Here is a 26,269-nt window from a genome sequence, read left to right on the forward strand (position 1 = left end):
ATGTTCCGCCATCCCTCTCGGGAGTCGCTCCGCACGCACGAATGCGCCGGTTGCGTTCTGGCGGAGACGTAAACCTACTGGAGCGGAGCACCCCGATGCAAATCGAGGCGCCCCGCTCCGAGTTGGCGCTGCTCCAGGCCCGAAGAGGCCGTACGGAGGTCAGACCTCCACGACGACCGGCAGGATCATCGGGCGCCGGCGGTAGTTGTCGGAGACCCACTTGCCCAGCGTGCGGCGCACCAGCTGCTGCAGCTGGTGGGGTTCCACGACGCCGTCCTGGGCGGAGCGCTCAAGCGCCTCCCCGATCTTCGGAATGACGCCGCCGAACGCGGAGTCCTCGATACCGGAGCCGCGTGCCTGAATGTGCGGGCCACCCGTGATCTTGCCCGTGGTGGAGTCCACGACGACGAAGACCGAGATGATGCCCTCGTCGCCGAGGATGCGGCGGTCCTTGAGGGAGGACTCGGTGACGTCGCCGACCGAGAGGCCGTCCACGTACACGTAACCCGCCTGGACCTTGCCGACGATCTTCGCCTTGCCCTGGACGAGGTCGACGACCACGCCGTCCTCGGCGATCACGATGTTCTGGTGTGGTACGCCCGTGAGGGCGCCGAGCTCGGCGTTGGCGCGCAGGTGGCGCCATTCGCCGTGGACCGGCATCAGGTTCTTGGGCTTGCAGATGTTGTAGAAGTACAGCAGCTCGCCCGCCGACGCGTGGCCGGAGACGTGGACCTTGGCGTTGCCCTTGTGGACCACGTTGGCGCCCCAGCGCGTCAGGCCGTTGATCACGCGGTAGACCGCGTTCTCGTTGCCGGGGATCAGGGACGACGCCAGGATCACGGTGTCGCCCTGGACGATGCGGATCTGGTGGTCCCGGTTGGCCATGCGGGACAGCGCGGCCATGGGTTCGCCCTGCGAGCCCGTACAGATGAGGACCACTTCGTCGTCCGGCAGGTCGTCGAGGGTCTTGACGTCGACGACCAGGCCCGGCGGGACGCGCAGGTAGCCGAGGTCCCGGGCGATGCCCATGTTGCGGACCATGGAGCGGCCGACGAAGGCGACCCGGCGGCCGTACTCGTGCGCGGCGTCCAGGACCTGCTGGATGCGGTGGACGTGGCTGGCGAAGCTCGCCACGATGATGCGCTTGCGTGCGCTGGCGAATACCTGCCGTACGACGTTCGAGATGTCGCGCTCGGGCGGTACAAAGCCGGGGACCTCGGCGTTCGTCGAGTCCGAGAGGAGCAGGTCGATGCCCTCCTCGGCGAGACGGGCGAAGGTGTTGAGGTCCGTGAGGCGGCCGTCGAGCGGCAGCTGGTCCATCTTGAAGTCGCCGGTGTGGACCACCATGCCCGCGGGGGTGCGGATGGCGACCGCGAGGGCGTCCGGGATGGAGTGGTTGACCGCCACGAACTCGCAGTCGAAGGGGCCGATGCGCTCGCGGTGGCCCTCCTTGACCTCAAGGGTGTATGGGCGGATGCGGTGTTCCTGGAGCTTCGCCTCGATCAGGGCGAGGGTCAGCTTGGAGCCGATCAGCGGGATGTCCGGCTTCTCGCGCAGGAGGTACGGGACGGCGCCGATGTGGTCCTCGTGCCCGTGGGTGAGGACGATGCCCTCGATGTCGTCGAGGCGGTCCCGGATGCTGCTGAAGTCCGGCAGGATCAGGTCGATTCCGGGCTGCTCCTCCTCGGGGAAGAGCACTCCGCAGTCGACGATCAGCAGGCGTCCGCCGTACTCGAACACGGTCATGTTGCGGCCGATCTCGCCGAGGCCGCCGAGCGGGGTGACGCGCAGGCCACTCTCGGGCAGCTTCGGCGGCGAGCCGAGCTCAGGGTGCGGATGACTCAAAAGACTCTCCTAACCACACGCGCCACGTACCCAGAGGCACGTGGCGCGCATGACATTCGTGCAGGTGCAGTTGTTGTCTGCAGTTCTCGTCTGTGCTGTCTGTGTTGCGTGTGTGCCGCTTGTTGAGTTGTGCGGCTGTTCAGTTGTGAAGTCCGTTGTCAGAGCTGTACCCCGCCGGCGGCGAGATCGACCTTGAGCTGGTGGGTTTCCTCGGTCGACAGTTCGACCAGGGGCAGGCGCAGCGGTCCGGCCGGCAAGCCCTGCAGGGTGAGGGCGGCCTTGGTGGTGATGACGCCCTGGGTGCGGAACATGCCCGTGAAGACCGGCAGCAGCTGCTGGTGGATCTCCGTCGCCTTGCGTACGTCACCGGAGAGGTGTGCGTCGAGCATGGCGCGCAGTTCGGGTGTGACGACGTGGCTGACAACGGAGACGAAGCCGACCGCGCCGACGGAGAGCAGCGGCAGGTTGAGCATGTCGTCCCCGGAGTACCAGGCGAGGCCGGAGCGGGCGATGGCCCAGCTGGCACGGCCGAGGTCGCCCTTGGCGTCCTTGTTGGCGACGATCCGCGGGTGGTCCGCGAGCGCGACGATCGTCTCGGTGTTGATGGGGACGCCACTGCGGCCGGGGATGTCGTAGAGCATGACGGGCAGCTCGGTGGCGTCCGCGATCGCGGTGAAGTGCCGGTACAGGCCTTCCTGCGGCGGCTTGTTGTAGTACGGCGTGACCGTGAGGAGGCCGTGGGCGCCGGCCTTCTCGGCGGCGCGGGCCAGTTCGATGCTGTGCCGGGTGTCGTTGGTGCCGACTCCGGCGACGACGTGGGCGCGGTCGCCGACCGCCTCCACCACGGCTCGTACGAGCTCGGTTTTCTCCGCGTCGCTGGTGGTCGGGGACTCGCCGGTGGTGCCGTTGACGATCAGGCCGTCGTTGCCTGTGTCCACCAGGTGGGTGGCGAGTCGCTGCGCGCCGTCGAGGTCGAGTGCGCCGTCCGCCGCGAAGGGCGTGACCATGGCGGTGAGGACCCTCCCGAAGGGGGTTTGCGGAGTCGAGGTCGGAGCCATGGGTAACACGCTACTCGCTGCTCAGTGCGAGGTCCCCCCTCGGGGCACGTGAGCGGCCCACAAAGGGGCGGAAATCAAAGGATCCCGGCACTGCCTGCTCGGGGGTTCAAGCAGTGCCGGGTCCGTTTGATCAGGCTAGATGAACTTCTCGAAATGCCGCAATACGGACACTTCGCACGGCTGACCGTACATCTGTGCCTGCCGCCGGACGCCCCGTGTGTCGCGAACTGCCGAGCCCCGCACGGACGGTCACGGGGCCACGCGGCCGTTCTTGTTGAACGCGGCGTACGTCAGCGGCATGAGCTTGGCCCACTCCTGCTCCATCTGCTCGCCGACCATCTCGATCTCCCGCTGCGGGAAGGACGGCACCGCGGCGTCCTCGTGCTGCGTGCGCAGGCCGAGGAAGTGCATCAGCGAGCGGGCGTTGCACGTCGCGTACATGGACGAGAAAAGGCCGACCGGCAGGACCGAGCGGGCGACCTCGCGGGCGACACCGGCGGCGAGCATCTCCTGGTACGCCTCGTACGCATGGCGGTACGAGTCCTCCATGACGCGGCCCGTCAGCTCCTGCTGGCCCTGCGTGCCCTCCACGAAGACGTACTTGCCCGGGCGGCCCTCCTGGACCAGCTTGCGGGACTCGTCCGGGACGTAGAAGACCGGCTGGAGCTCCCTGTAGCGGCCCGATTCCTCGTTGTACGACCAGCCGACGCGGTGTCGCATGAACTCGCGGAAGACGAAGATGGGGGCGCTGATGAAGAACGTCATCGAGTTGTGCTCGAAGGGGCTGCCGTGGCGGTCCCGCATCAGGAAGTTGATCAGGCCCTTGGAGCGCTCCGGGTCCTTGGTGAGCTCGTCCAGGGACTGCTCGCCCGCGGTGGAGACGCGAGCGGCCCACAGGACGTCGCTGTCGGCGGCGCTGTGCTTCACCAGCTCGACGGTGACATCGCTGCGGAAGCTCGGCTTCAGGTCTGCATCGGGGGTCGCTTCAGGGGTCTCGCTCACCGGCGGGGTCCTTCCAGATTTCGCACTCGCTCGGGCGGCGCCCACTCTACGGCGCGGCACTGACAGAGGACCGTTCGGCGGTGCTCTGCAACGTTCTTCGGTGAATTTCCCGCTTCAGGGCACCAATGTGAGCTTTGGAACGTCTGACTTGGTAGCAGCGATTCAGTTCGAGACCCGAGTGGTCTCCTGTGACACCAAGGAGCCGAGCCCCTCATGTTCCGTCGGCGCGAGCCCGTACCGTTCACCTTCATCGCCGAAGCCGACAAGTACCGCAGCAACGTCACTCCCCCACCCCGCGAACGCGCGACGGCCAGTCAGATCATGGGCCGCGTCCTGATCGGCGCGACGCTGGTCGCCGGCCTCGTGGGCTCCCTGCTCTTCGGGCTGCCCGCGCTCTCGCCGCAGCAGTCGCCCGCGTCCACCCAGCAGTCCGAAGCCGCCGACGGACGCTGACACACCCTCAGCGGGGACGCTGCCGTACGACGCGACGCGGCCGAATCCCCCGAGGGTGGCCGCTCGTCCGCCCTCTGGGTAGCCTCACCGGGCACACAAGCCCAACGCGTGCTTCGAGTGAGGACCAGTCGTGCCCCTGCCCTTCCTGACGGCCGACCGCGCTTTTGACGAAGCGGCGGACGACGTCGCGCTCCCGTACGACGACCGCGACACCTGGCGCCGTCCGTACCGGCCGGGACCGTGGCGCGTCGCCGCGGCCGCGCTGCTGCTGCTGTTCGCCTCGTACGTGCTGTTCGCCGCGGTGATCATCGCGTTCGCCGGGGAGACGCCGGGCGCGGTCGGGTGCGCGGTCGGTGGGGCGCTCGTGGTCTTTGCCGCGGTGCGGATCGTGCGCATCGGAACGTGGGTCAGCGCGCGCGGAGTGCGCCAGGTGGGGTTCCTCCGCACGCGGACGGTCCCGTGGGCGCGGGTCGTCGCCGTACGCACCACGCAGCAGCCGGTGCGGTGGCTCGGGCTGCCGCGGACCGTGCAGGGGCAGGCGCTCCTGCTGGTGGTTCAGGGCGGCGAGACGCTCGCGGCGCCGCTGCTCACCGACCGGAGTGCGGACTTCCTCTCGCGGCGCGAGGCGTTCGACCGGGCCGCGGACTCGGTGGAGGCGTGGGCGGAGGAGTTCCGCACGGTCGCGTAGCGCGTGCCGGACGGCAGAGAACCCCGCCTGGACCTGGTCCGGGCGGGGTTCTCTGCAGGCAGTAGCCCGCTCACTTCCCGTCATGCAGGGCGATCGCCCGTTGCATGGCCTTGCGGGCGCGCGGGGTGTCGCGGGCGTCGTGGTACGCGACGGCCAGGCGGAACCAGCAGCGCCAGTCGTCCGGGGCGTCCTCGGTCTCCGCGCGGCGCTTGGCGAAGACCTCGTCGGCCGACTCGCGGTCGATCCGGCCGCTGGGCAGCCGCTTGAGCTCGTCGACCGGGAGCCCGCCCTCCGCTTCGAGCTCGGCGGCCAGCGCGTTCGCCTTGGTGGCGAACTGCGTGGTCTTCCACAGGAACCAGACGCCGATCAGCGGCAGCACGAGCACCGCGACCCCGAAGGTGACGGTGACCGCGGTGCCCTCGCGTATCAGCAGCACGCCGCGGCTGCCGACCAGGACGAAGTAGACGACCAGGGCGGCGGCCAGGGCGAAGTACGTGATCTTTGCGCGCATCGGAGAGTCGATTCGGGGAGGAATTCAGGGAGGAATTCGGGGAGGAATTCGGGGAGGAAGGAGTCAGCTGTCGAGGTCGAGGAAGTGTTCCAGGCCGAAGGTGAGGCCCGGGGTGTCCACGACGCGGCGCACGCCGAGCAGGATGCCCGGCATGAAGCTCTTGTGGTGCAGCGAGTCGTGACGGATCGTCAGTGTCTCGCCCTCACCGCCGAGCAGCACCTCCTGGTGGGCGAGCAGCCCGCGCAGCCGTACCGAGTGCACCGGTACGCCGTCGACGTCCGCGCCGCGGGCGCCGTCCAGGGCTGTGGAAGTGGCGTCGGGCTGCGGGGCGCAGCCTGCCTTCTCCCGGGCCTCGGCGATCAGCTGGGCCGTGCGGTGCGCGGTGCCGCTCGGGGCGTCCGCCTTGTTCGGGTGGTGCAGCTCGATGACCTCGGCCGACTCGAAGAACCGGGCCGCCTTCTGCGCGAACTGCATGGTCAGGACCGCGCCGATGGAGAAGTTCGGGGCGATCAGGACGCCGGTGGCGGGCGAGGCGTCGAGCCGGTCGCGCAGCCACGCGAGGCGCTCCTCGGTCCAGCCGGTCGTGCCGACGACGCCGTGGATGCCGTTCGCGACGCAGTATTCGAGGTTGCCGAGAACCGCGTCCGGGTGGGTCAGGTCGACGGCGACCTGGGCGCCCGTCTCGGCCAGGGCCTCGATCCTGTCGTCGCGGTCGAGGGCGGCGACCAGTTCCATGTCCGCGGCGGCCTCGACGGACCGGGCCGCCTCCGAACCGATCCGGCCCTTGGCGCCGAGGACCGCCACGCGCAGCTTGCTCATGTGCTTGATTCCTTACGGGAGTTGAGAGCCGTACGGCTTTGCACGACCTACGTGACCTACGCGACCTACGTGACCTACGCGACCGCTTCGTGCAGCCGGGCCGCCTGCTTGTCCTTCAGCGGGCCGATGACGGACAGCGAGGGACGCTGCCCCAGGATGTCGCGCGCCACCTCCCGCACCTCGTCCGGGGTGACCGCCGCTATCCGGGCGAGCATGTCGTCCACCGACATGTGGTCGCCCCAGCACAGCTCGCTCTTGCCGATGCGGTTCATGAGCGCACCGGTGTCCTCAAGGCCGAGCACCGTGGAGCCCGCGAGCTGGCCGATCGCCCGGCCGATCTCGTCGTCGGAGAGGCCGTGTTCGGCGACCTGGTCGAGCTCGTCGCGGCAGATCCGCAGGACGTCGTGCACCTGGCTCGGGCGGCAGCCCGCGTACACGCCGAAGAGGCCGCAGTCGGCATAGCCGGACGTGTACGAGTACACGCTGTAGGCCAGGCCGCGCTTCTCGCGGACCTCCTGGAAGAGGCGGGACGACATGCCGCCGCCGAGCGCCGTGTTGAGAACGCCGAGGGCCCAGCGGCGGTCGTCGGTGCGGGCCAGGCCCGGCATGCCGAGGACGACGTGGGCCTGCTCGGTCTTGCGGTTGACCACGTCGAGTCCGCCGGCCGTGCGGATGGCGCGGCGGCCGGCGCGGGGCGCGATCGGGCTCGCGTCCAGGTCCTTTAGGGCGCCGGCCTTCTCGAAGGCGGCGCGGACCTGGCGTACGACCTTGTTGTGATCGACGTTGCCCGCGGCCGCGACCACCAGGTGGCGGGGGTCGTAGTGCTTCTTGTAGAAGCGGCGGATACGGGAGGCGTCCAGGCCGTTGACCGTGTCGACGGTGCCGAGGACCGGGCGACCGAGCGGGGTGTCGCCGAGCATGGTGTGCGCGAACAGGTCGTGCACGCAGTCGCCCGCGTCGTCCTCGGTCATCGCGATCTCTTCGAGGATGGCGCCGCGTTCGACGTCGACGTCCTCCTCAAGGATCAGCGAGCCGGTGAGCATGTCGCACACCACGTCGATCGCGAGCGGCAGGTCGGTGTCGAGCACGCGCGCGTAGTAGCAGGTGAACTCCTTCGCCGTGAAGGCGTTCATCTCGCCGCCGACCGCGTCGATCGCGGCGGAGATGTCCAGGGCGGTGCGCTTCTTGGTGCCCTTGAAGAGGAGGTGCTCCAGGTAGTGGGTGGCGCCGTTCAGGGACGGCGTCTCGTCGCGCGATCCGACGTGCGCCCAGATCCCGAAGGTCGCGGAGCGTACGGAGGGCAGGGTCTCGGTGACGACGCGCAGGCCGCCCGGCAGGGTCGTGCGGCGCACGGTGCCGATGCCGTCCTTGCCCTTGAGCAGGGTTTGAGTACGGGCGACGGCCCGCCTCTCCGAGGAGGGGCGGGCCGTCGTCGTGGTGCTACGGGACGTCACTTGGCGGCGTCGTCCTTCTTGTCGGCAGCGTTCTCGTCGCCCTCTTCACCCTCGATGACGGGGATCAGGGAGAGCTTGCCGCGGGAGTCGATCTCGGCGATCTCGACCTGGACCTTCTGGCCCACACCGAGGACGTCCTCGACGTTCTCCACGCGCTTGCCGCCGGCGAGCTTGCGGATCTGCGAGATGTGCAGCAGACCGTCCTTGCCCGGCAGCAGCGAGACGAACGCACCGAAGGTCGTCGTCTTCACGACGGTGCCCAGGTAGCGCTCGCCGACCTCCGGCATGGTCGGGTTGGCGATGCCGTTGATCGTGGCGCGGGCGGCCTCGGCGGCCGGGCCGTCGGCGGCACCGATGTAGATGGTGCCGTCGTCCTCGATCGTGATGTCGGCGCCGGTGTCCTCCTGGATCTGGTTGATCATCTTGCCCTTCGGGCCGATGACCTCACCGATCTTGTCCACCGGGATCTTGACGGTGATGATGCGCGGCGCGTTCGGGGACATCTCGTCCGGAACGTCGATCGCCTCGGTCATCACGTCGAGGATGTGCAGACGGGCGTCACGGGCCTGCTTGAGGGCCGCGGCCAGGACGGAGGCCGGGATGCCGTCCAGCTTGGTGTCGAGCTGGAGGGCGGTCACGAACTCCTTCGTACCGGCGACCTTGAAGTCCATGTCGCCGAAGGCGTCCTCCGCACCGAGGATGTCGGTGAGGGTGACGTAGTGCGTCTCGCCGTCGATCTCCTGCGAGATCAGGCCCATGGCGATACCGGCGACGGCGGCCTTCAGCGGCACACCGGCGTTCAGCAGCGACATGGTCGAGGCGCAGACCGAGCCCATGGACGTCGAGCCGTTGGAGCCGAGGGCCTCGGACACCTGACGGATCGCGTACGGGAACTCCTCGCGCGTCGGCAGGACCGGCACGAGGGCGCGCTCGGCGAGGGCGCCGTGGCCGATCTCGCGGCGCTTCGGGGAGCCGACGCGGCCGGTCTCACCGGTGGAGTACGGCGGGAAGTTGTAGTTGTGCATGTAGCGCTTGCGGGTCACCGGGGAGAGGGTGTCCAGCTGCTGCTCCATGCGCAGCATGTTCAGCGTGGTGACGCCCAGGATCTGGGTCTCGCCGCGCTCGAACAGGGCCGAGCCGTGCACGCGCGGGATGGCCTCGACCTCGGCGGCCAGGGTGCGGATGTCGGTGACACCGCGGCCGTCGATGCGGACCTTCTCCTTGATGACGCGCTCACGGACCAGGGACTTGGTCAGCGAGCGGTACGCGGCGGAGATCTCCTTCTCGCGGCCCTCGAACTCCGGCAGGAGCTTCTCGCCGGCGAGCGCCTTGACGCGGTCCAGCTCGGTCTCGCGCTCCTGCTTGCCGGCGATGGTCAGCGCCTGGGCGAGCTCGGGCTTGACGGCGGCGGTGAGCGCCTCCAGGACGTCGTCCTCGTAGTCGAGGAAGATCGGGAACTCGCCGGTCGGCTTGGCGGCCTTGGCGGCGAGTTCCGACTGGGCCTTGCACAGCACCTTGATGAAGGGCTTGGCGGCTTCGAGGCCGGCGGCGACGATCTCCTCGGTCGGCGCGGCGGCGCCGCCCTTGACGAGCTCGATGGTCTTCTCGGTGGCCTCGGCCTCGACCATCATGATCGCGACGTCGCCGTCCTCCAGGACGCGACCGGCGACGACCATGTCGAAGACGGCGTCCTCAAGCTCGGTGTGCGTCGGGAACGCGACCCACTGGCCCTTGATGAGCGCCACGCGCGTGCCGCCGATCGGGCCCGAGAAGGGCAGGCCGGCCAGCTGCGTGGAGCAGGAGGCGGCGTTGATGGCGACCACGTCGTAGAGGTGGTCGGGGTTGAGCGCCATGATCGTCTCGACGACCTGGATCTCGTTGCGCAGGCCCTTCTTGAAGGACGGGCGCAGCGGGCGGTCGATCAGGCGGCAGGTCAGGATCGCGTCCTCGGAGGGGCGGCCCTCACGGCGGAAGAACGAACCGGGGATCTTGCCGGCGGCGTACTGCCGCTCCTCGACGTCCACCGTGAGCGGGAAGAAGTCGAGCTGGTCCTTGGGCTTCTTGGACGCGGTGGTGGCCGAGAGGACCATCGTGTCGTCGTCCAGGTAGGCGACGGCGGAGCCGGCGGCCTGGCGGGCCAGGCGGCCCGTCTCGAAGCGGATGGTGCGGGTGCCGAACGTGCCGTTGTCGATGACGGCCTCGGCGTAGTGGGTCTCGTTCTCCACTAGCGATCTCTCCGTTTGCTTGTCGTTCCGGTGTCGGCGAGACACCGGGAACTGTCGTCTTTTGTCCGCTTCGCCCGTGTGGCGAGGGGACGGGGGCGGAGAAGCGCCTTGAGTGCGGGCCGGTCTTCGATCGAAGCACCCGGGGGTTGCACTTTCGTTTTCCCGGGGGCCACTACCGAGGACCGGCGTCGGCGGAGGTCGCCTCTCCTCGTTCGTATCGTCTTGTTCTGCGTCTTCTGCGTTGTCCGGTACGGCTTGCCGTACGGGACGGTCCGTCATGGGTGACGTACGTCTCGTACGACGTTCCGTGACCAGACTACAAAGCCGTCGTGCTCTGTGCGCACGTACAGCAAAGGGAGCGGCCCCCTAAGCGTGGGAACCGCTCCCTTCACGGCGTCTTACTTGGCGCCCGCCGCACCGCGGCGGATGCCGAGGCGCTCGACGAGGGCGCGGAAGCGCGTGATGTCCTTCTTGGCCAGGTACTGAAGCAGGCGGCGGCGCTGGCCGACCAGGATCAGCAGGCCACGACGGGAGTGGTGGTCGTGCTTGTGGGTCTTCAGGTGCTCGGTCAGGTCCGAGATGCGGCGCGACAGCAGGGCGACCTGGACCTCGGGGGAGCCGGTGTCACCCTCCTTGGTGGCGAACTCGGCCATGATCTGCTTCTTCGTGGCGGTGTCGAGGGACACGCGAACTCCTCATATGTCTGTCCGATGCCACCGAGTGCCCCTGGTCTGCATCTCAGGGGAGCTTCCGTTACTCGGGAGGCGGGGATCCGCTGGGCGCTGCCTCCAGTGCTCTGCGGGAGCTCCGGGGGCGCGTACACAAACGGCCGCTCAACAGACTACCAGCCGGTGCGCGGGGGTCTCACCGGGGGCGATCCGGCCCTTCTTCTGTTGTGCCGGTTTTCGCGACAGGGCTGGTTTCCGCGACGTCTGTAGTGCCGGTTTTCGCGACAGGGACGGGTACGCGCCAGGGGCCCGGGAAGACCCGGGCCCCTGGCGTGTCACACCTTCGGGTGAGGCGCTAGAAGCCTCCGCGCACCTTGGCGTACACGTCGAGCACGGCCAGGCAGAGCGGGATGAGCGAGAGCAGGACCAGCGAGTCCGCGAGGTCGAGCATGCGGCCCCAGAACGGGGACAGGCCCTTCTGCGGGACGATCAGCGCGATCGCGATCAGGAGCAGCGCACCGGCCACGACGCAGGCTCCGAGCCACAGGGTGCGGATGTCGACCGGACCCGAGTCGCCCGCGGCGAGGTCCTTCAGCATCTCCAACGGCGGCGAGATCGCGAGGCCGAGGATCAGCAGCGCGATGGTGACGACGCCGGAGACCATCAGGCAGCTGACCTGAGCGGTGTAGCGGAACAGCCGGGCGCGCAGCATCGCGGCGAGGCCGACGACCAGGGCGACGAGCTGCGCCCAGCCGCTTTCGCTGAAGCCGAGGACCGCGCCGGCGGAGCCGACGATGACGATGGCGCAGCCGCCGACCATACCGAGCAGCAGCTCGTGACCGCGGCTGGTCTGGGCGACGATGCGCTGGACGTCGACGGCCTCCTGGTTGCCCTCCTGGCCCTCGCGGCGGGCGCGGGCCAGGTCCTCCGGCGAGCGGAAGCCGATCGGCAGCTTGGCGAACCGGGCGGACCAGCCGGGCAGGAAGCCCACCACGGCGACGGCGACGACGGCGGTGCCGGCGGCGATCTCGCGCGGCTCGGCCTCGGTGAGGATGCCGACGAACACGGCGAGTGTGCCGATGGCGGCGGCGAGAGCCGCGGCGACGAACGGGGCGTCACCCTGCGGCAGCAGCATGATGAGGACGACGGAGAAGATCAGTACGACCACACAGCCGACCAGGAACTGGAGCTTGCCCGGTCCCTGGCCATCGTCCTGCGGCAAAACACCCGATCCGGCGATCAACGCGTGTGGCAGTGCGGCGATTCCGAGGGCGACGGCCGCTCCCCGGTCGTCGTACACCCGGCCGCGGACGCCCGCGAGGGCGGTCAGGGCGATCGCGACGATGCCCGCGACGATGCCCTGGAGGCCGTTCATGTCGTGGCGCAGCGGATCCGCGAACCAGAGCACGAAGCCGAGCATCGTCAGGAGCAGTACGCCCGAGACGAGGCCGGCGACGCGCATGAGGTTGTCGTTCCACCCGCGCAGGTCCTGCTTGACCGCCGCGGCGACCGCGTCCACCACGTCGTCGTGGACGGCCGGCGGCAGCGAGTCGGCGAACGGCCGCAGCAGCAGCACCTCGCCGTCGCGGATGCGGTGCTCGACGAGCGATCGGCTCGCGTCGAGCACGTCGCCGTCGCGGCGCACCAGGTGGTAGCCGGCGAGGGCGTTGTCGTCGTGGGCCATGCCCGAGAGCCGAACGATCTCCGGATAGATGTCCTGGATCGGCAGATCCTCGGGCAGCGCCACATCGATCCGACTGTCCGGCGCTGCGACGGTGACCCGGCAGAAACCTGTCGATGTGCCCGTGCTCACCTGGTAGTTCCCCCTGTATACAAGGCCCTGACTTACGTCTTTACGCCGCGCGTACAACGGCGGAGCGCCACCCTACCCCCCGCCCCCGGGGGGTCCTGCGCCGCCTCCCTCATTTCTCCTCGCACCCTTGCTGCATCTCCACCCCTCCTGGCTGCCTGGGTGTCAGAGCTTGACAGTAGGATCGGCTTCTACGACGGGAAGCCGTCGCCGCTCAACGGGGGGCGTCGGTGCATGGACGTATCAATTACGAAGGATGAGTGCATCGGTGAGCGTCGTCATCATCAAACGGCAGCCGCGGATTCAGCCGCCTGCCGTCCCGGAGGGGGAGGTCAAGCTTGAGTCACCGCCCGAAATTCCTCGGGATGGCGACGAGAGCATGCTGATGAACCTGCTGCCGATGTTCGGCATGTTGGGTTCCGTCGGCTTCTTCTTCATGCCGAACCTGCCGTCCTACATGCGCGTGGTGGGCGGTCTGATGCTCGCGTCCACGCTCGCGATGGCCATCGCCCAGTTCGCCAGGTCCCGGCAGGGCGGCGGCGCGGGGATGGCACAGGACCGGCGTGACTACTTCCGGTACCTGGAGCAGGTCCGCAAGGACGTGCACAAGACCGCCGAACTCCAGCGCCGTACGCAGCTGTTCCAGCACCCGGACGCGGACCAGCTCTGGGCCGTGGCCGCGGACGGCAAGCGGCTGTGGGAGCGCCGGCCGACGGACAACGACTTCGCGTCGGTCCGTATGGGCCTGGGCAGCCAGCAGTTGAGCACTCCTCTGGTGGCGCCGGAGACCGCGCCCAAGGAGGAGTTGGAGCCGCTGACCGCAGCGGCCATGAAGGCGTTCCTGGACGCGCACGGCTCGATCGCCGACCTGCCGGTCGCGGTCTCGCTGCGCGCCTTCTACCACGTGGCGCTGTGCGGCGACACGGACACGGTGTACGGCAACGCGCGTGCGGCGATCGCCCAGTTGACCACGCTGCACTCCCCCGAGGACCTGCTCGTCGCCGTGGTGGCGCACCCCTCGGCGGCGGCGGACTGGGACTGGATCAAGTGGCTGCCGCACACGCAGCACCCGAAGCAGAAGGACGGCGCGGGCTCGGCCCGGCTGCTCTTCGACGACCTGGGCGAGCTGGAGTCGGCGCTGGAGGACCAGCTGGGCGACCGCCCGCGCTGGAACCGCGACGCCAATCCGGTGTACGACCAGCCGCACCTGATCGTCGTCCTCGACGGCGGCACGGTGCCGCCCGACTCGGAACTCGCGGGCACCGAGGGCCTCCAGGGCGTGACCTTCCTGGAGATCGCCCCCGGCGAGCTGGAGGACGAGCTGCGCGGCGGCCTGACCGCGTACCTGAAGCCGGAGAAGCTGCAGCTGTTCGTCGGCCACGAGTCGGCGTACAGCGGCACGCCGGACCTGCTCAGCCTGGAGCAGGCCGAGGCGCTGTCCCGGCAGCTGGCGGCGTTCCGCGTCGGCAGCGCCGAAGAGGGCGAACCGCTGCTCGCGAACCTGGACTTCACCGACCTCATGGGCATCGGCGACGCCGGTTCCGTGGACGTCTCGCGCACCTGGCGGCCGCGCACGCTGCATGAGCGGCTGCGGGTGCCGATCGGTGTCGGCCAGGCCGGCGAGCCGGTCATGCTCGACCTCAAGGAGGCGGCGCAGGAAGGCATGGGCCCGCACGGCCTGTGCGTCGGCGCCACCGGTTCCGGTAAGTCCGAGGTGCTGCGCACCCTGGTGCTCGGTCTCTCGGTGACGCACTCCTCGGAGACGCTGAACTTCATCCTCGCGGACTTCAAGGGTGGTGCGACCTTCGCCGGCATGGCGGACATGCCGCACACCGCGGCCGTGATCACCAACCTGGCCGACGACCTCACGCTCATCGACCGCATGCGCGACTCGATCACCGGTGAGATGCAGCGCCGCCAGGAACTCCTGCGTACCGCGGGCAACTTCGCCAACCTCACGGACTACGAGAAGGCGCGCGCCGCCGGTGCCGCCCTCGAACCGATGCCGTCGCTTGTCATCGTGCTCGACGAGTTCTCCGAACTCCTCACCGCGAAGCCGGACTTCATCGACATGTTCATCCAGATCGGCCGCATCGGCCGATCCCTGGGTGTGCACCTGCTGCTCGCCTCGCAGCGCCTGGAAGAGGGCAAGCTGCGCGGTCTGGACACGTACCTCTCGTACCGCATCGGTCTGCGGACCTTCTCCGCCGCCGAGTCGCGTACGGCGATCGGTGTGCCGGACGCGTACCACCTGCCGTCGATCCCGGGTTCGGGTTATCTGCGGTACGACACCGACACCATGGTCCGCTTCAAGGCCGCCTATGTGTCGGGGCCGTACCACGGCGAGGGTCCCGCGCGTGTGCACCGCTCGACGCAGCTGCGGCCCGCGGTGTTCAAGGCCGGCCATGTGGAGCTGCCTCCGCAGCCGGTGATCGAGGAGCCGGAGCAGGAGGAGCGGGTCGACGACGCGCTGGCCGACACCGTGCTCGACGTGATCGTCAGCAAGATGATCAACCAGGGCCCGCCCGCGCACCAGGTGTGGCTGCCGCCGCTGGAGGAGGCGCCGTCCCTGGAGCAGTTGCTCCCGGCGCTGGGCATCACGCCGGAACGCGGCCTGACCGCACCTGAGTACACGGCGCTCGGGCGGCTCAACGTCCCGGTCGGCCTGGTCGACAAGCCCTTCGAGCAGCGCCGCGACGTCCTGTACCGGGACTTCTCCGGCGGTTCCGGTCACGGTCTGTTCGTGGGTGGTCCGCAGTCCGGCAAGTCGACGCTGCTGCGCTCGATGATCACCTCGTTCGCGCTCACCCACACGCCCAGCGAAGTGCAGTTCTACTGCCTGGACTTCGGTGGTGGTGGTCTGATCGCGATGGAGGACCTGGTCCACGTCGGCGGTGTCGCCAACCGTCTGGACGCCGAGAAGGTGCGTCGTACGGTCAGCGAGGTCGAGGGCATCCTCAACGCGCGCGAGGAGTACTTCCGCGCGAACAACATCGACTCGGTGCAGACGTACCGCCAGCGCCGTGCCTCGGGCCAGCTGCCCGACCAGCACTGGGGTGACGTCTTCCTGGTCATCGACGGCTGGGGCACGTTCAAGACGGACTACGAGGCGCTTGAGGCGTCCATCACCGACATGGCGATGCGCGGTCTCGGCTTCGGTGTCCACGTGATCATCACCGCGAGCCGGTACACCGAGGTGCGGCCCGCCCTCAAGGACATGCTGCAGAACCGCATCGAGCTGCGCCTCGGTGACCCCACCGAATCGGAGATCGACCGCAAGGTCGCGCAGAACGTCCCGGCGGCCGTCCCCGGCCGTGGTCTGACCCAGGAAAAGCTGCACTTCATGACGGCGCTGCCGCGCGTGGACGGATCCTCGGAGACCGAGGACCTCGCGGAGGCCACCTCCGTGGTGATCAACGCGATCAACGAGAACTGGCAGGGCGCCCCGGCCCCGGCGGTGCGGCTCCTTCCGCGCCAGCTGGAGGCGGACCGGCTGCCCAAGGGCTTCGAGCACCCGGAGCGCGGTATCGCCTTCGGTATCGACGAGTCCCAGCTCGCCCCGGTCTTCGTGGACTTCGAGAGCGACCCGCACTTCGTCATCTTCGGCGAGAGCGAGTCCGGCAAGTCCGCGCTCGTCCGGCTGCTCATCAAGCAGATCTGCGAGCGGTACCAGCCCGACCAGGCGAAGATCGTCATCGGTGACTACCGCCGTGCGCACCTGGAGGGCGTCCCCGAGTCGCACCTCTCGCGCTACTGCGCCTCGGCGCCGGCGCTCACGGAGACCCTGGAGGGTCTGGCGGGCTCGCTCAGCCGCCGTATGCCGGGTCCGGACGTCACGCCCGAGCAGCTGCGCAACCGCAGCTGGTACAGCAGCCCGGACGCGTTCGTCATCATCGACGACTACGACCTGGTGGCCACGGGCATGAACCCGCTCCAGCCGCTCCTGGAGTACCTGCCGTTCGCGCGTGACGTCGGTCTGCGTGTGATCATCGCGCGCCAGTCCGGCGGTGCCAGCCGCTCCCTGTACGAGCCGGTGATGCAGCGCATCCGTGAGCTCGGCGCGCAGGGTGTGGTCCTGTCGGGTGACCGGGCCGAGGGCCAGCTCCTCGGCAACATCACGCCGACCCAGCTCCCGCCCGGCCGCGGCTTCTTCCACACGCGCCGTCGTGGCGGGCAGATGGTCCAGACGGGCTGGCTGCCGCCGCGGTTCTGAGGCCCGTACGTACGAAACCGAAGGGGCGGTACCCGTTGTGGGTGCCGCCCCTTCGGCGATCCTGCGTGGCAGGCGATCCTGCGTGGCAGGCGGGCCTGGCGTACGCGGGCACAAGGGTTCGGCGGGCCCGATGTACGCGGACGCAAGGCTGTTGTGACACTTCGGTGTCAACTGGCGGTTCACCTCGGTCGCCCCCTGGGTCCTGTCGTACCCGGGCGATACGCTGAGACTGCGACAGACGAACACGCGCCATGGGGGAGGCAGTTGTGACCGGTTTCCGCGCCGATGCGAAGGTCCTCAAGGACGAGGGCTTCCACATGTTCGAGGTGGGCCAGGACTTCGCCAAGGCGGTGATGGAGCTTCAGACGCAGCTCACCGCCAAGGAGAAGGGCACCACTCCGCCCTGGGGTGACGACGACATGGGCGAGAAGTTCGGCGTCGTCTACGAGGGCCTGCGTGACGGCATGTTCGAGGCCATGGGCAGTCTCGCCGAGCGGCTGGCGGGCATGGGCATGAAGTTCGGCGAGATGGGCCTGCGGCACGAGCAGGGCGAGCTGGCCGAGGACGAGTACTACGCGAAGCTCACGGCGCAGCACGAGGCCGAGGGCGGGTCGGCGGCGCGGGGCATGCGGTCCGTCTGAGGTCCCGTCAGCGTCCTCGTCGGACGCTGGGCTCGCGCATTGCAGCGGTGCTGTGACAATCAGGCCCGCCACTACCGCGGGTCACTGAGTAAGCTTTGGCTTCTTCCATACCGACTGTAACTTCCCTGCGGTACACGGGGGTTGTGCAGGGATGTTGCTCATCGGGGGTGCTCCGCTGTGTCGATCATGCTGCCGGACGAGCTTGAGTGGATCCTTGAGATGCTCGGCTTCAACTGGCCGACGGCAGACGAGGACAAGCTCGTCGAGTGCGCCGAAATCTGGGAGAAGTTCGCGGCCGACGTCGTGGACATTCAGGTCCGGGCGGACACCAGCGCGCAGGTCGTACTCAACAACAACGCCGGCGACTCGATCGACAAGTTCAAGAAGAGCTACGACAAGTTCTCCAACGGCGGCGACGGCTACCTCCAGAACGCCTGCCAAGCGGCCGGCATCATCGCGACGACGCTGCGCAGTGCGGCGATGCTGGTCGTCATATGCAAGATGGCGGTCATCGTCCAACTGGTCGCTCTGGCGGCCCAGATCATTGCAGCGGCTGCCGCGTCGGTCGTGACCTTCGGTCTGTCCAACATGGCCAGTCTGGCGGCGACCGCCGTCACCCGTGAAGTGGTGCGGCGACTCCTCAAAGAGCTGGCGAAAGCTTTGCTCGAAGCCGTCATCGAGTGCATGAAGGAGCCCGTCGTCTCGGCTGTCGAGGCGATGATCACGGACCTGGTCCGCCAGTCCGTGAACGTCGGCTTCGGCGCCCAGGAGGGCCTCAATCTCGGCGAGACGGTCAAGGCGGGCAAGGACGCCGGCTGGGAGGCGATCCAGCAGACGCCGCAGACGTTCGGGGAGAGCCTCCGCGACAGCCTGGCAGGCAAGGCCGGCAGCGGGATACGCAACAGCGCGTCGACGCACGGCAATGACGCACTGAGCAATCTGGCAAACGGGAACGGGCTGAGGTTCTCGGACTCGGGCAGCGGGTCGGAATCGTCGGGGTCGGGGTCGGGGTCGGACTCGTCCTCCAGCTCATCGAACTCGTCGAGTTCTTCGTCGTCGGACTCCAACTCGTCCTCGAACGCGTCGAACTCGAACTCGAACTCCTCCACCAACTCCGGCCCGAGCGTGAGCAGTACCGTCTCGGCGGACATCGGAGGGGACAGCCCGTCCACGCCCTCGGTCGGCGACGGGCCGAGCACGGACTCCGGCGGCAACAACAATCCGGGACCGAGCAGCACCCCCACGCCCACACCGCGCGCAGACGGTCCGACACTCCCCGACTTCGACTCCCCTTCGCCGGATTCCCCTTCCCCGGGCAACACCGGCAACGGCGGCAACCCCTCCTCGGGCAACCCGGGCGGCAGCAGCACGCCGAGCGGCGGCGGCACCTCGGGCCCGGGCGGCATCTCGTCGCCCAACCCTCAGTCGGCCCCGACGCCCGCTCCGTCGAACGAAAACGGATCGTCGCCGAACGGCCCCGGCATCGGCACCCAGATCGACAGCCTGGCCTCCCCCACGCCGACACAGACCAACTCTGCTCCGACACCGACTATCTCGGACACGTCGAACACCGCGCCGCGCGGTGACGGCGGCGCGATGCCGACCTCGCCGACCGCCCCGTCGACCGGCGACACGGGCGCGCGAGGGTCCACCAGCACTGGCGGGTCGCCGTCCTCCGCGGGCGGCGGCACCCCGAGCGGCCCGAACCCGTCCTCCTCGGCGCCTCCGCGCAACAGCCCGTCGTCCACGCCCGGTTCGAACCCGTCGCCGGGCGGCCCGCCCTCGTCGCCGAATCCTTCCTCCTCGGGCCCGGCCTCGACTCCGCGTACGACGCCGAGCGACAACAATGCGGGCACGCCCGGCAGCCGACCGTCGGTCCCGCACCAGGCCTCGCCGTCCAACGCCACACCCACTACGTCGAGTCCGCCGCACACACCTGGCGCCAATCAGCCCGGGCAGCAGCCACCCGGCAGGTCTCCGGGCTCGAACACACCGAACAATCCGGCCAACCCGAGCAACCCGGCCAACCCGGCCAACCCGAGCAACCCCAGCACGCCCAACAATCCGGCGACGCCGCAGAACCCACAGCAGGCACAGCAGGCACAGCAGTCACCGGCCAACCCTCCTCAGCAACAGCCTCAACAGTCACCGACGCCGGTCCCCGTCCACACCGTGACGACCACACCGTCGCCCACCGCGCAGCCGACTCAGGACCACACGAGCCAGCAGCCCGGCCCGAACACGAACAACTCCAGCCCCCACACCAAGGACGACTCCGACTCGGAGCCGACGCCCGCTTCCTCGACCCGCGACAACACCCCGCCCGGCGGCGTCAACGACCCGTCCCGCGCGGAGCAGGACGCCCTGGACAACGCGGTCCCCCGCGACGAGAACGGCGACCCGACCCGCCCGCCGAACCCCAACGACGGCAACTGGATCGAACGCATCAACGGCGACGGCAGCAACACCCCCGGCCGTAACAACAACTGCGTCGACACCACCCTGTCCACCGTCGACACCTACGCCGGCACCCCCACCGCAGCCGGCGCCCGCACCCCCGACCCGGACAACGACGGCACCCCCTCCGACCGCGGCGAACGCGGCGGCCGCGACCGCATCGAAAACACCCTCGGCGCCCGCTTCAACGACCTCGGCAACGGCCGCGACGCCTACAACCGCCTCGAAAACACCCTCCGCAACAACGGCCACGGCTCCCAAGCCGTCATCATCACCCAGGACGCCAACGGCCGCGCCCACGCCTGGAACGCCGTCAACCACAACGGCAAAATCACCTACATCGACGCCCAAACCGGCCAACGCAGCCCCCACCCCCTACACAACGGCAACAACGGCGTGTTCGCCATCCCACTGGACCCCGACCGACGGCCGGTGGCGGCGGGTGGGGACAACCGCAGCGGCAACTCGGACCAGCAGGGGCATGCCTCCGACGGGCCGACCGGGCGGGCGGACCGCAGGCCCGAGAGCGCCCCGACGGACACGCACCGGCGGGCACCCGCGGAGCCGGCGGGCCAGTCGCCCGACGCCCAGAAGGACGCGGACGACAAGCCCCAACACCCCAGGGACGATCCGCAGCGCACGAACCACCCCCGGCTCACCGAGCCGGAGACCGTCGATTCGACGCACTACGGCATGGAGCCCATGCGGGACCAGCAGAACGTGCGGCAGACGAACGATGTGCGCCAGATGGACATGGATCCGGTCCACCAACAGCTCAACGACTGGCTGACCCCCATTCCGAGGGAGGACGGGAGCGGCGAGACCCGCGTCCCGCTCGTCGACGCCCTGAAGGCCTGCTCACCGCCCCGTCCGGACGACCCCGACCACAAGCCGGTGGTTCTCCGGCACGACGACCTCAAGAACCTTCTGCCCGGCTTCGAGGACATGCACCCCGGCGAACGAGGGGCTGTGGTCGCGTCGTTGGCCCGGTTGAGCCTCAAGTTCCACGAGTCGCATGCGGTCGGGGCGAGCCCTGAGCCGCAGGACGGCTATCCGAGTCGAGGACCGGCAAAGCACGCCTCCGCGGGCTGGGCGGCGAATCGCCGGGACGCCGAGATCAACCAGGGTCTTGAGGACGAGCTGGGCGGAATCGGCAAGAGTCTCAAGGACGCGGGCGAGCATCGCCCTGACTTCACCGGGCGCAATTACGCGACGGTGGAGGTCTACGACCCGGTCAGCAAGCAAATAAGTTACGTGGTGGACAGTTCTTACCCGGGAGAAGACAACAAGCATTCCGAGAAGAACATCCTGGACTATCTGGATTCACTGAATGCCGAGTGCGACAAGGACAAACAGTACGAGCCGATCAGCATGTTCACGGACCGAGAGCCTTGCGGCCGCGGCAGCGGATACCGTAACTGTGCCGCACTGATCTCGCAGAGAATGTCGAACGTGGACGTATTTTACGGAACCGGATACCGCAAGGATGCGGACGTCGTGGACGCCGGCCAAGCACCGCAGGGAGGCCACAAGGGAAGGTTCGAGCAGGACTTGATCAAGAACAACTACGCGCTTGGTAAGATCTGGATCCGGGCCATGAAGGACGGCGGCCTGGCAAACACCGGGCCGGAGTGACGGTCAACGCGAAAGAAATTCACCACCATGAATTTGCACCTCAGCCGGCCGGAAGCCGTGGAACAGATCCGCAGTAGGCTGGATCAGCTTCGGCCCACAGCAGGCTTCCTCCATCTCGACGGGCCGGCCGGCTCCGGGAAGAGTCGACTCCTGCGGGAATTCTCCGACGACACCCCCGGGACCTCGGTCGTCGATGCCACGGGCCGCTCTGCCGAAGAGGTGGCCGACGAGGTAATGCGAGCCGTCGGTGTCACGTACGGGGACAGGCGAAGCATGTTGGATCTCACCTTGCGTCTGAAAGATGCGAATCTGCGGCACACCGTCCTTGTGGCCAACACCCAGTGGGCAGGCAGGACGCGGTCCAGCAGTGAGCCTCGGCACGTAGCGGCTGGAGTGGTACGAAGCTTCGGATTCGACTCCAAGAGCACGGGCGTCAAATTCGTCGCAGAAATCGACAGCGACGTCTACGACCTCAATCTCCAGGGCCGGAATTCCGTCCTGCTCGCCCCGGATCCCGACGTCGCTCGCCCTTCCCTCGACGCCCTGCCCCCACGTCGGCTCACGGCCCTCACCGCCCTGGCCCTCGCGGAGCCGTACCGCGTGCGCTTCGAGGAGTGGCAGGGGCTCTGCGCCGCGCTCGGCACCGCGTACGACCTCGCTGAACTGCGCACGATCAGTGAGGAGTCGAGCCTCGTAGCGGTCGATCTGCAGAGTTTCCTGCCGGTCGGTTTCGCCGTCGAGAGCGATGCCCGCAGCCTGCGCAAGCAGCTCCCCGCCGAGACGTTCGCCGCGTTCCAGGACGCTGTCGTGGACCGCTTGTTCGGCTGCGACGACGACGATCCCCTCCGTGGTTACGCGGACCGCGCCCTGCCCGCCCACTCCGCTCTCGCCGGCCGCTTCGAGCAACTCCTCGAAGATGCGCACACCCTCGTCAGGCATGCCCACACCGTTCTGTTCGAGGCCATGCCCGTGGCCTTCCCCGGCGGTGTGCCCGCGGGCAGCTTCGCCGCGGATCTGCACTATCTCCACGAGCTGGGCGTGGCACCTTCCTCGCACGCGGAGTGGGTGTCGCTGCTGCACCTCCTCACGCTGAGCCAGGGAGACGAGGAGCGGGCGCGTGCGCTGGCGGAGGCCTACGGTCCGCTGCCGTGGCGGACCGTCTGGACGCACTGGCGGGCACCCGGCCACATCCGGCCCGTCCTGCCCCAGATCCTCGCCGTCGACACCTTGCGTGCCCAGTCGGAAGGCGCCACAGTGACCAGCCGCACCGTGGACGGCGGGGAGCAGATCTGGCACTCACCGACAGGTCGACTCATCGGTGTCGCCGGGCAGTTCAACGGCGCCAAGGGGCCCTACATCGAAGAGGCCTCCGCCTCCACTGTCCCGTCGTCCCCCCGCTGGCAGCCGGACAGGCCGTCCTGGAACCTGATCCGCCTGTCGTCGACCGACGACTCGTCAACTCACCTCGTCGTCCAGGCCCCCCAGGTCTATGCCGTGGCCTGTATCGGCGATCTGGTGGTCCTCGGCGGAAATCCCGGCATGTACGCCATCGAGCCCGACCCGGAGTACCAACAGCGCACTCCCGCCCTGCCCGCGCTGCCCGCCGTCGGGGCCCTCACGAAGATCACGCCCCGCCCCTGCGACGAGGCCGCCTGCCGCCCCACTCGGGATCGCGTGCTCGACGTGTTCGACGCCGACATGGCTCCCCTGCTGACCGAGGAACAGCTGCCGACCGGCCTGACCCACGAGCCGACCCGCCGCTTCCTCACCGAGGTCGGCTTCCCCCGAGTCGAGAACTTCGTCAGCCTCAACACCCACGACCTCACCGAGACCGGCTTCGTCGAGCACACCTGGGAAGGCACCAAGAAGTTCGAAACGCCGGTGGGGGACGGCCCGTTCTACGACCTGGGCACCTGGATCGGCGGCGTCCTACTGCTCGACGGCCCGACCGGACGCATTCTTCGTCAGTCCCAGGAGGGCGCGATCGACGAGGACAGGCCGGGCGACCCTTTGGCGGGCTCGTCCCTGGCGCAGTTCACCGCGATGGTCCGCCTGCAGTGGACGTACATGCTGGCCTGGGTCACGAGCGGCCGCCTGGACGGCGAGGACATCATCGACGAACTCAAGTCCTGGCTGGCCTGCATCGACCCGGACGCGGCGGCCACCAGGAACTGGGGCCACGTCACGGACTCCGACGAACTCGGCTGAGACGCGAAAGACAGGCACGGATGACCACCATGGCAGAGGGCCACGCCCCGCACCCGTACATAGGCGGCCGGACCGCCGCCCTGCGTGCCCTTGCGGCATGGCGCATGGAATGGCCGGGCACCCCGCGCGTCGTCGTGCTGACCGGAGATCCGGGGTGCGGCGCGTCCCGGCTGCTCACCGGCTTCCTGATGCTGTGCGAACCGGAGTTCCGGTCCCGGCTACCGCTGGACGACATGGACCCCGCCACCGTGCCTCCTGAGCTGCCCGCTCCCGCCGTGGCCGGCCCGGCCGGTCTCACCGCTGCACAGACTCTGTGGACGCTCGCCGACCAGTTGGAGCTCTCGGCGTCAACAACCGCCGATGTGTTCGCAGGTATCGCCTCCCTCGGCCACACCGTGGCCATCGCCGTGACGGACGTCGACCGCGCCGGTCCTGTCCCCGCCGCGAACGAACCTGCCCGTCTTGTCCGCGAGGTCCTCGCGCCGCTGGCCGCCATCGAGTCCGTACGCCTCCTCGTCGAGGCTCCCCGCGCACTCGTCGCGGACCTGGCTGAAGGGCTGCCGTCCGGTTCGGTTCAGATCATCGACTTGGACGCACGCGAGTGGGCGGATGCCGAGGCGCTCACACGGCAGGCAGAGACGGCTCTCAACCCGCAGTTCGGCGCTCCTGAGCTGCCGTTCACGACCGACGCCGCGGTCCGCAGGAGCCTCGCCGAAGTCCTGGCCGAGCGGGCCGGGACCAGCGCACTCACCGTGGAGCTCACCGCCCGCAGCATCCTGCTGGCCCCCGAAGGCGTCGACCCCACCGACCACGAGCGGCTCCCCACATCGGTCGGAGCGGCCTTGGACGCCCACGCCCGCCGCCTCGGCGCCGAACCGCAGACGCTGCGCACGCTGCTCGCACCGCTCGCCCTGGCCCAGAACGGAGACGTATCGGCTGAGTTGTGGGCTCGTCTCGTCCACGCGGTCGCCCAGCGCGATGTGAGTGCGGACCTGGCCGACGGATTGCTCCTGGTCGCTCCGTTCGTCCAGGCCGTGGGGGACGACAAGGACATCGAGAGCGGGGGCCCGGTGTCGCTGCGGTTGCTGCACCCCGCGATCGGCGCAGAGGTGCTCGCGGGCCTGCAGAACGTGCGCGCTGCCCAGTCCCGGATCGCGATGTCGCTGCTCGAGTCCGTTCCGGGGCAGGACTGGTCGAAGGCCGCCCCCTACGTCCGCGACCACATAGCCGGGCACACGCTGGCCGCCGGTCTGCTGCCCCAACTCCTCACCGATCCGGGCCTGTTCGTGTTCGCCAATCCGGTGGCGCTGCGCGCGGCCGTCGAAGCCGTGCCGGTCGAGGAGCTCGGCACCCCGGCCCGTACGTATCTGCGCACCGCGCCGCTGCTGACCCGGATCCAGGCGTCGACGGAGCTGCGGGCCGCACTCCTTGAAGCCGCGTTCGTCGAGGACGGGCTGGACGAGTATGCGGAAGCCGTGCGTCAGCTCGGTCTCACGTTGCCGTGGCAGACGCTGTGGAGTGCGAAGGTCGCAGGCGTGACCACCGTGTCCGTGGGACGCGTTCGGATCGATGAGCAGAGCGACGAGCGGACCCAGGTGGCCGTCCTCGTGGTGGGCGACGAACGACGGGATCAGCAGTCGACGCTCCTTGTCCGTGATCTCGTTCGGCCTTCGGGTTCACTGGAGAACGTCGACCCGGCCAAGGTCCTACGTCCCTCGGAGGAGGAACGCGAGAGTGCCCCCCTCGCCGTCAGCCGCGGCGGCGACTATCTCCGGGTGTGGGATCGGGCCGACGGGGAGATCGTCGCTGCGCTCGTCTCGGACACTCCGGTCACGGCCGTCGACCTCTCCCCGGACGGAGTTCTCGTGGTGGCGACCGCACGCGGAGTCACCGCCCGGCGCATCACGCACAGAGGTTCGGGGCTAGCCTCGTAGTTCACCGTCGGCCCCACCCCGCGCCGCTCCCGTCATACCGTCCGTACATCCGTACTTGTCCCACCTCGAAGGAGCCCGCTCGTGACCAGCCAGGCGCAGGCACTCGCCACAGCCGACCGTTGGCTCAACCCCGACGGCGATCAGGCCCCGCGCCGCGAGGTCAAGATGCACGAGTTCGATCTGGGGTGGGTGGTCTGGGCCGCCCCAGCCGCCTTGGAACGCGACCCACACACAGGCGAGCGCCGCCCGCCGTCGGAGATCGGCGACGCATGCGGAGTGGTGGACCGCGCCACTGGTGAGCTGACCGTGTGGCCGTCGGTGCCGGTCGACGAGGTCGTACGGCTGTACCTCCAGAAGCACTCCGCCGCCTCCCCGCAGGACGGCCTTCCCGCCACAGGCCCCGGAAACACCGCGGTGTTCACGTACAAAGAGAGCGAGTCGCAGGAGCAGGCCACGCTGTTCCGGACATCGGCTCCCGGGCTGCCGCCCGCGGAGTACCGCGTCTGGGAGGACCTGGAGCGTCTGGGTGTCTCCCCGGACCGGGTGGTCGCGATCCACACCGACCTGCGGCCCAGCCTCCTGCCCGGCGGCTACACTGCCCAGCTTCTCAGCCTGTTCCGCAACGCCGAGGCCTCGTGCAGCCAGAGC

At 69.0% G+C, this 26,269-nt stretch carries 18 protein-coding genes and 1 pseudogene; 9 read left to right on the forward strand and 10 right to left on the reverse strand.

The window, feature by feature from the left end; genetic code table 11:
- Positions 1-159 precede the first annotated feature (159 nt).
- The 3 genes from QIS99_RS30510 to thyX all read right to left on the reverse strand — a co-directional run bounded on the left by QIS99_RS30510 (position 160) and on the right by thyX (position 3,905).
- On the reverse strand, positions 160-1,845 hold the full coding sequence (locus tag QIS99_RS30510) for a ribonuclease J (RefSeq protein WP_282516982.1): 1,686 nt from the start codon (positions 1,843-1,845) through the stop codon (positions 160-162).
- A gap of 158 nt (positions 1,846-2,003) precedes the next feature.
- Positions 2,004-2,903, reverse strand: coding sequence for a 4-hydroxy-tetrahydrodipicolinate synthase (gene dapA / locus QIS99_RS30515; protein ID WP_282516983.1), 900 nt, complete (start codon positions 2,901-2,903; stop codon positions 2,004-2,006).
- A 249-nt stretch (positions 2,904-3,152) separates the two neighbouring features.
- On the reverse strand, positions 3,153-3,905 hold the full coding sequence (gene thyX / locus QIS99_RS30520; RefSeq protein WP_282516984.1) for an FAD-dependent thymidylate synthase: 753 nt from the start codon (positions 3,903-3,905) through the stop codon (positions 3,153-3,155).
- 213 nt (positions 3,906-4,118) lie between these two features.
- Between thyX and QIS99_RS30525 the strand changes: the two genes are divergently transcribed.
- Together QIS99_RS30525 and QIS99_RS30530 are read left to right on the forward strand one after the other, a co-directional pair.
- The gene (locus QIS99_RS30525) at positions 4,119-4,358 is read left to right on the forward strand and encodes a hypothetical protein (RefSeq protein WP_282516985.1); all 240 of its coding nucleotides are present in this window, start codon (positions 4,119-4,121) and stop codon (positions 4,356-4,358) included.
- A 130-nt stretch (positions 4,359-4,488) separates the two neighbouring features.
- Complete coding sequence (locus QIS99_RS30530; RefSeq protein ID WP_282516986.1) at positions 4,489-5,046, forward strand: hypothetical protein; 558 nt, start codon at positions 4,489-4,491, stop codon at positions 5,044-5,046.
- 70 nt (positions 5,047-5,116) lie between these two features.
- Here QIS99_RS30530 and QIS99_RS30535 read toward each other — a convergent pair whose 3' ends face one another.
- The 6 genes from QIS99_RS30535 to eccD form a co-directional block, all read right to left on the reverse strand.
- Positions 5,117-5,557 (reverse strand): tetratricopeptide repeat protein, encoded by a 441-nt coding sequence (locus QIS99_RS30535; RefSeq protein WP_282516987.1) that lies wholly within the window; start codon positions 5,555-5,557, stop codon positions 5,117-5,119.
- A gap of 63 nt (positions 5,558-5,620) precedes the next feature.
- On the reverse strand, positions 5,621-6,376 hold the full coding sequence (dapB, locus tag QIS99_RS30540) for a 4-hydroxy-tetrahydrodipicolinate reductase (RefSeq protein ID WP_282516988.1): 756 nt from the start codon (positions 6,374-6,376) through the stop codon (positions 5,621-5,623).
- 74 nt (positions 6,377-6,450) lie between these two features.
- Entirely contained in the window at positions 6,451-7,830 is a 1,380-nt protein-coding gene (locus tag QIS99_RS30545) for a M16 family metallopeptidase (protein WP_282516989.1), read from the reverse strand.
- Positions 7,827-10,055, reverse strand: coding sequence for a polyribonucleotide nucleotidyltransferase (locus tag QIS99_RS30550; protein ID WP_282516990.1), 2,229 nt, complete (start codon positions 10,053-10,055; stop codon positions 7,827-7,829). Before QIS99_RS30550 ends, QIS99_RS30545 begins: the two co-directional genes overlap by 4 nt.
- 398 nt (positions 10,056-10,453) lie before the next feature.
- Positions 10,454-10,741, reverse strand: a complete 288-nt coding sequence (gene rpsO / locus QIS99_RS30555; protein ID WP_282516991.1) for a 30S ribosomal protein S15 — start codon at positions 10,739-10,741, stop codon at positions 10,454-10,456.
- A gap of 337 nt (positions 10,742-11,078) precedes the next feature.
- Positions 11,079-12,536, reverse strand: a complete 1,458-nt coding sequence (gene eccD, locus QIS99_RS30560; protein ID WP_282516992.1) for a type VII secretion integral membrane protein EccD — start codon at positions 12,534-12,536, stop codon at positions 11,079-11,081.
- 265 nt (positions 12,537-12,801) lie between these two features.
- On the opposite strand from eccD, the gene eccCa reads away from it, so the two are divergent.
- From eccCa to QIS99_RS32445, 3 genes and pseudogenes are all read left to right on the forward strand, one after another.
- Positions 12,802-16,746: a type VII secretion protein EccCa gene (eccCa, locus tag QIS99_RS30565; protein WP_282516993.1), complete on the forward strand. Its 3,945-nt coding sequence runs from the start codon at positions 12,802-12,804 to the stop codon at positions 16,744-16,746.
- A gap of 266 nt (positions 16,747-17,012) precedes the next feature.
- Positions 17,013-17,387 (forward strand): hypothetical protein, encoded by a 375-nt coding sequence (locus QIS99_RS30570; protein WP_282516994.1) that lies wholly within the window; start codon positions 17,013-17,015, stop codon positions 17,385-17,387.
- Between the two features lie 219 nt (positions 17,388-17,606).
- A pseudogene (locus QIS99_RS32445) lies at positions 17,607-17,948 on the forward strand (WXG100-like domain-containing protein); the annotation flags it as partial.
- 860 nt (positions 17,949-18,808) lie between these two features.
- Here the strand turns inward: QIS99_RS32445 and QIS99_RS30585 are convergent.
- On the reverse strand, positions 18,809-19,243 hold the full coding sequence (locus tag QIS99_RS30585; protein WP_282516997.1) for a hypothetical protein: 435 nt from the start codon (positions 19,241-19,243) through the stop codon (positions 18,809-18,811).
- 316 nt (positions 19,244-19,559) lie between these two features.
- Between QIS99_RS30585 and QIS99_RS30590 the strand changes: the two genes are divergently transcribed.
- The 4 genes from QIS99_RS30590 to QIS99_RS30605 all read left to right on the forward strand — a co-directional run.
- The gene (locus QIS99_RS30590; protein WP_282516998.1) at positions 19,560-21,479 is read left to right on the forward strand and encodes a toxin glutamine deamidase domain-containing protein; all 1,920 of its coding nucleotides are present in this window, start codon (positions 19,560-19,562) and stop codon (positions 21,477-21,479) included.
- 393 nt (positions 21,480-21,872) lie between these two features.
- Positions 21,873-23,687 (forward strand): SUKH-4 family immunity protein, encoded by a 1,815-nt coding sequence (locus QIS99_RS30595; protein WP_282517000.1) that lies wholly within the window; start codon positions 21,873-21,875, stop codon positions 23,685-23,687.
- A gap of 20 nt (positions 23,688-23,707) precedes the next feature.
- Entirely contained in the window at positions 23,708-25,621 is a 1,914-nt protein-coding gene (locus tag QIS99_RS30600) for an ATP-binding protein (protein WP_282517001.1), read from the forward strand.
- A gap of 81 nt (positions 25,622-25,702) precedes the next feature.
- Positions 25,703-26,269, forward strand: a 567-nt coding sequence (locus QIS99_RS30605; protein ID WP_282517002.1) for a nucleic acid/nucleotide deaminase domain-containing protein, incomplete at its 3' end; no start/stop codon positions are given.

This window comes from Streptomyces solicavernae, from assembly GCF_029968095.1.
Taxonomy (GTDB): Bacteria; Actinomycetota; Actinomycetes; order Streptomycetales; family Streptomycetaceae; genus Streptomyces; species Streptomyces solicavernae.

Coding starts and splice junctions, on each gene's coding strand:
- dapA (WP_282516983.1), bottom strand. CDS start 2,903: ATGGCTCCGACCTCGACTCCGCAAACCCCCTTCGGGAGGGTCCTCACC.
- QIS99_RS30525 (WP_282516985.1), top strand. CDS start 4,119: ATGTTCCGTCGGCGCGAGCCCGTACCGTTCACCTTCATCGCCGAAGCC.
- QIS99_RS30535 (WP_282516987.1), bottom strand. CDS start 5,557: ATGCGCGCAAAGATCACGTACTTCGCCCTGGCCGCCGCCCTGGTCGTC.
- dapB (WP_282516988.1), bottom strand. CDS start 6,376: ATGAGCAAGCTGCGCGTGGCGGTCCTCGGCGCCAAGGGCCGGATCGGT.
- QIS99_RS30600 (WP_282517001.1), top strand. CDS start 23,708: ATGACCACCATGGCAGAGGGCCACGCCCCGCACCCGTACATAGGCGGC.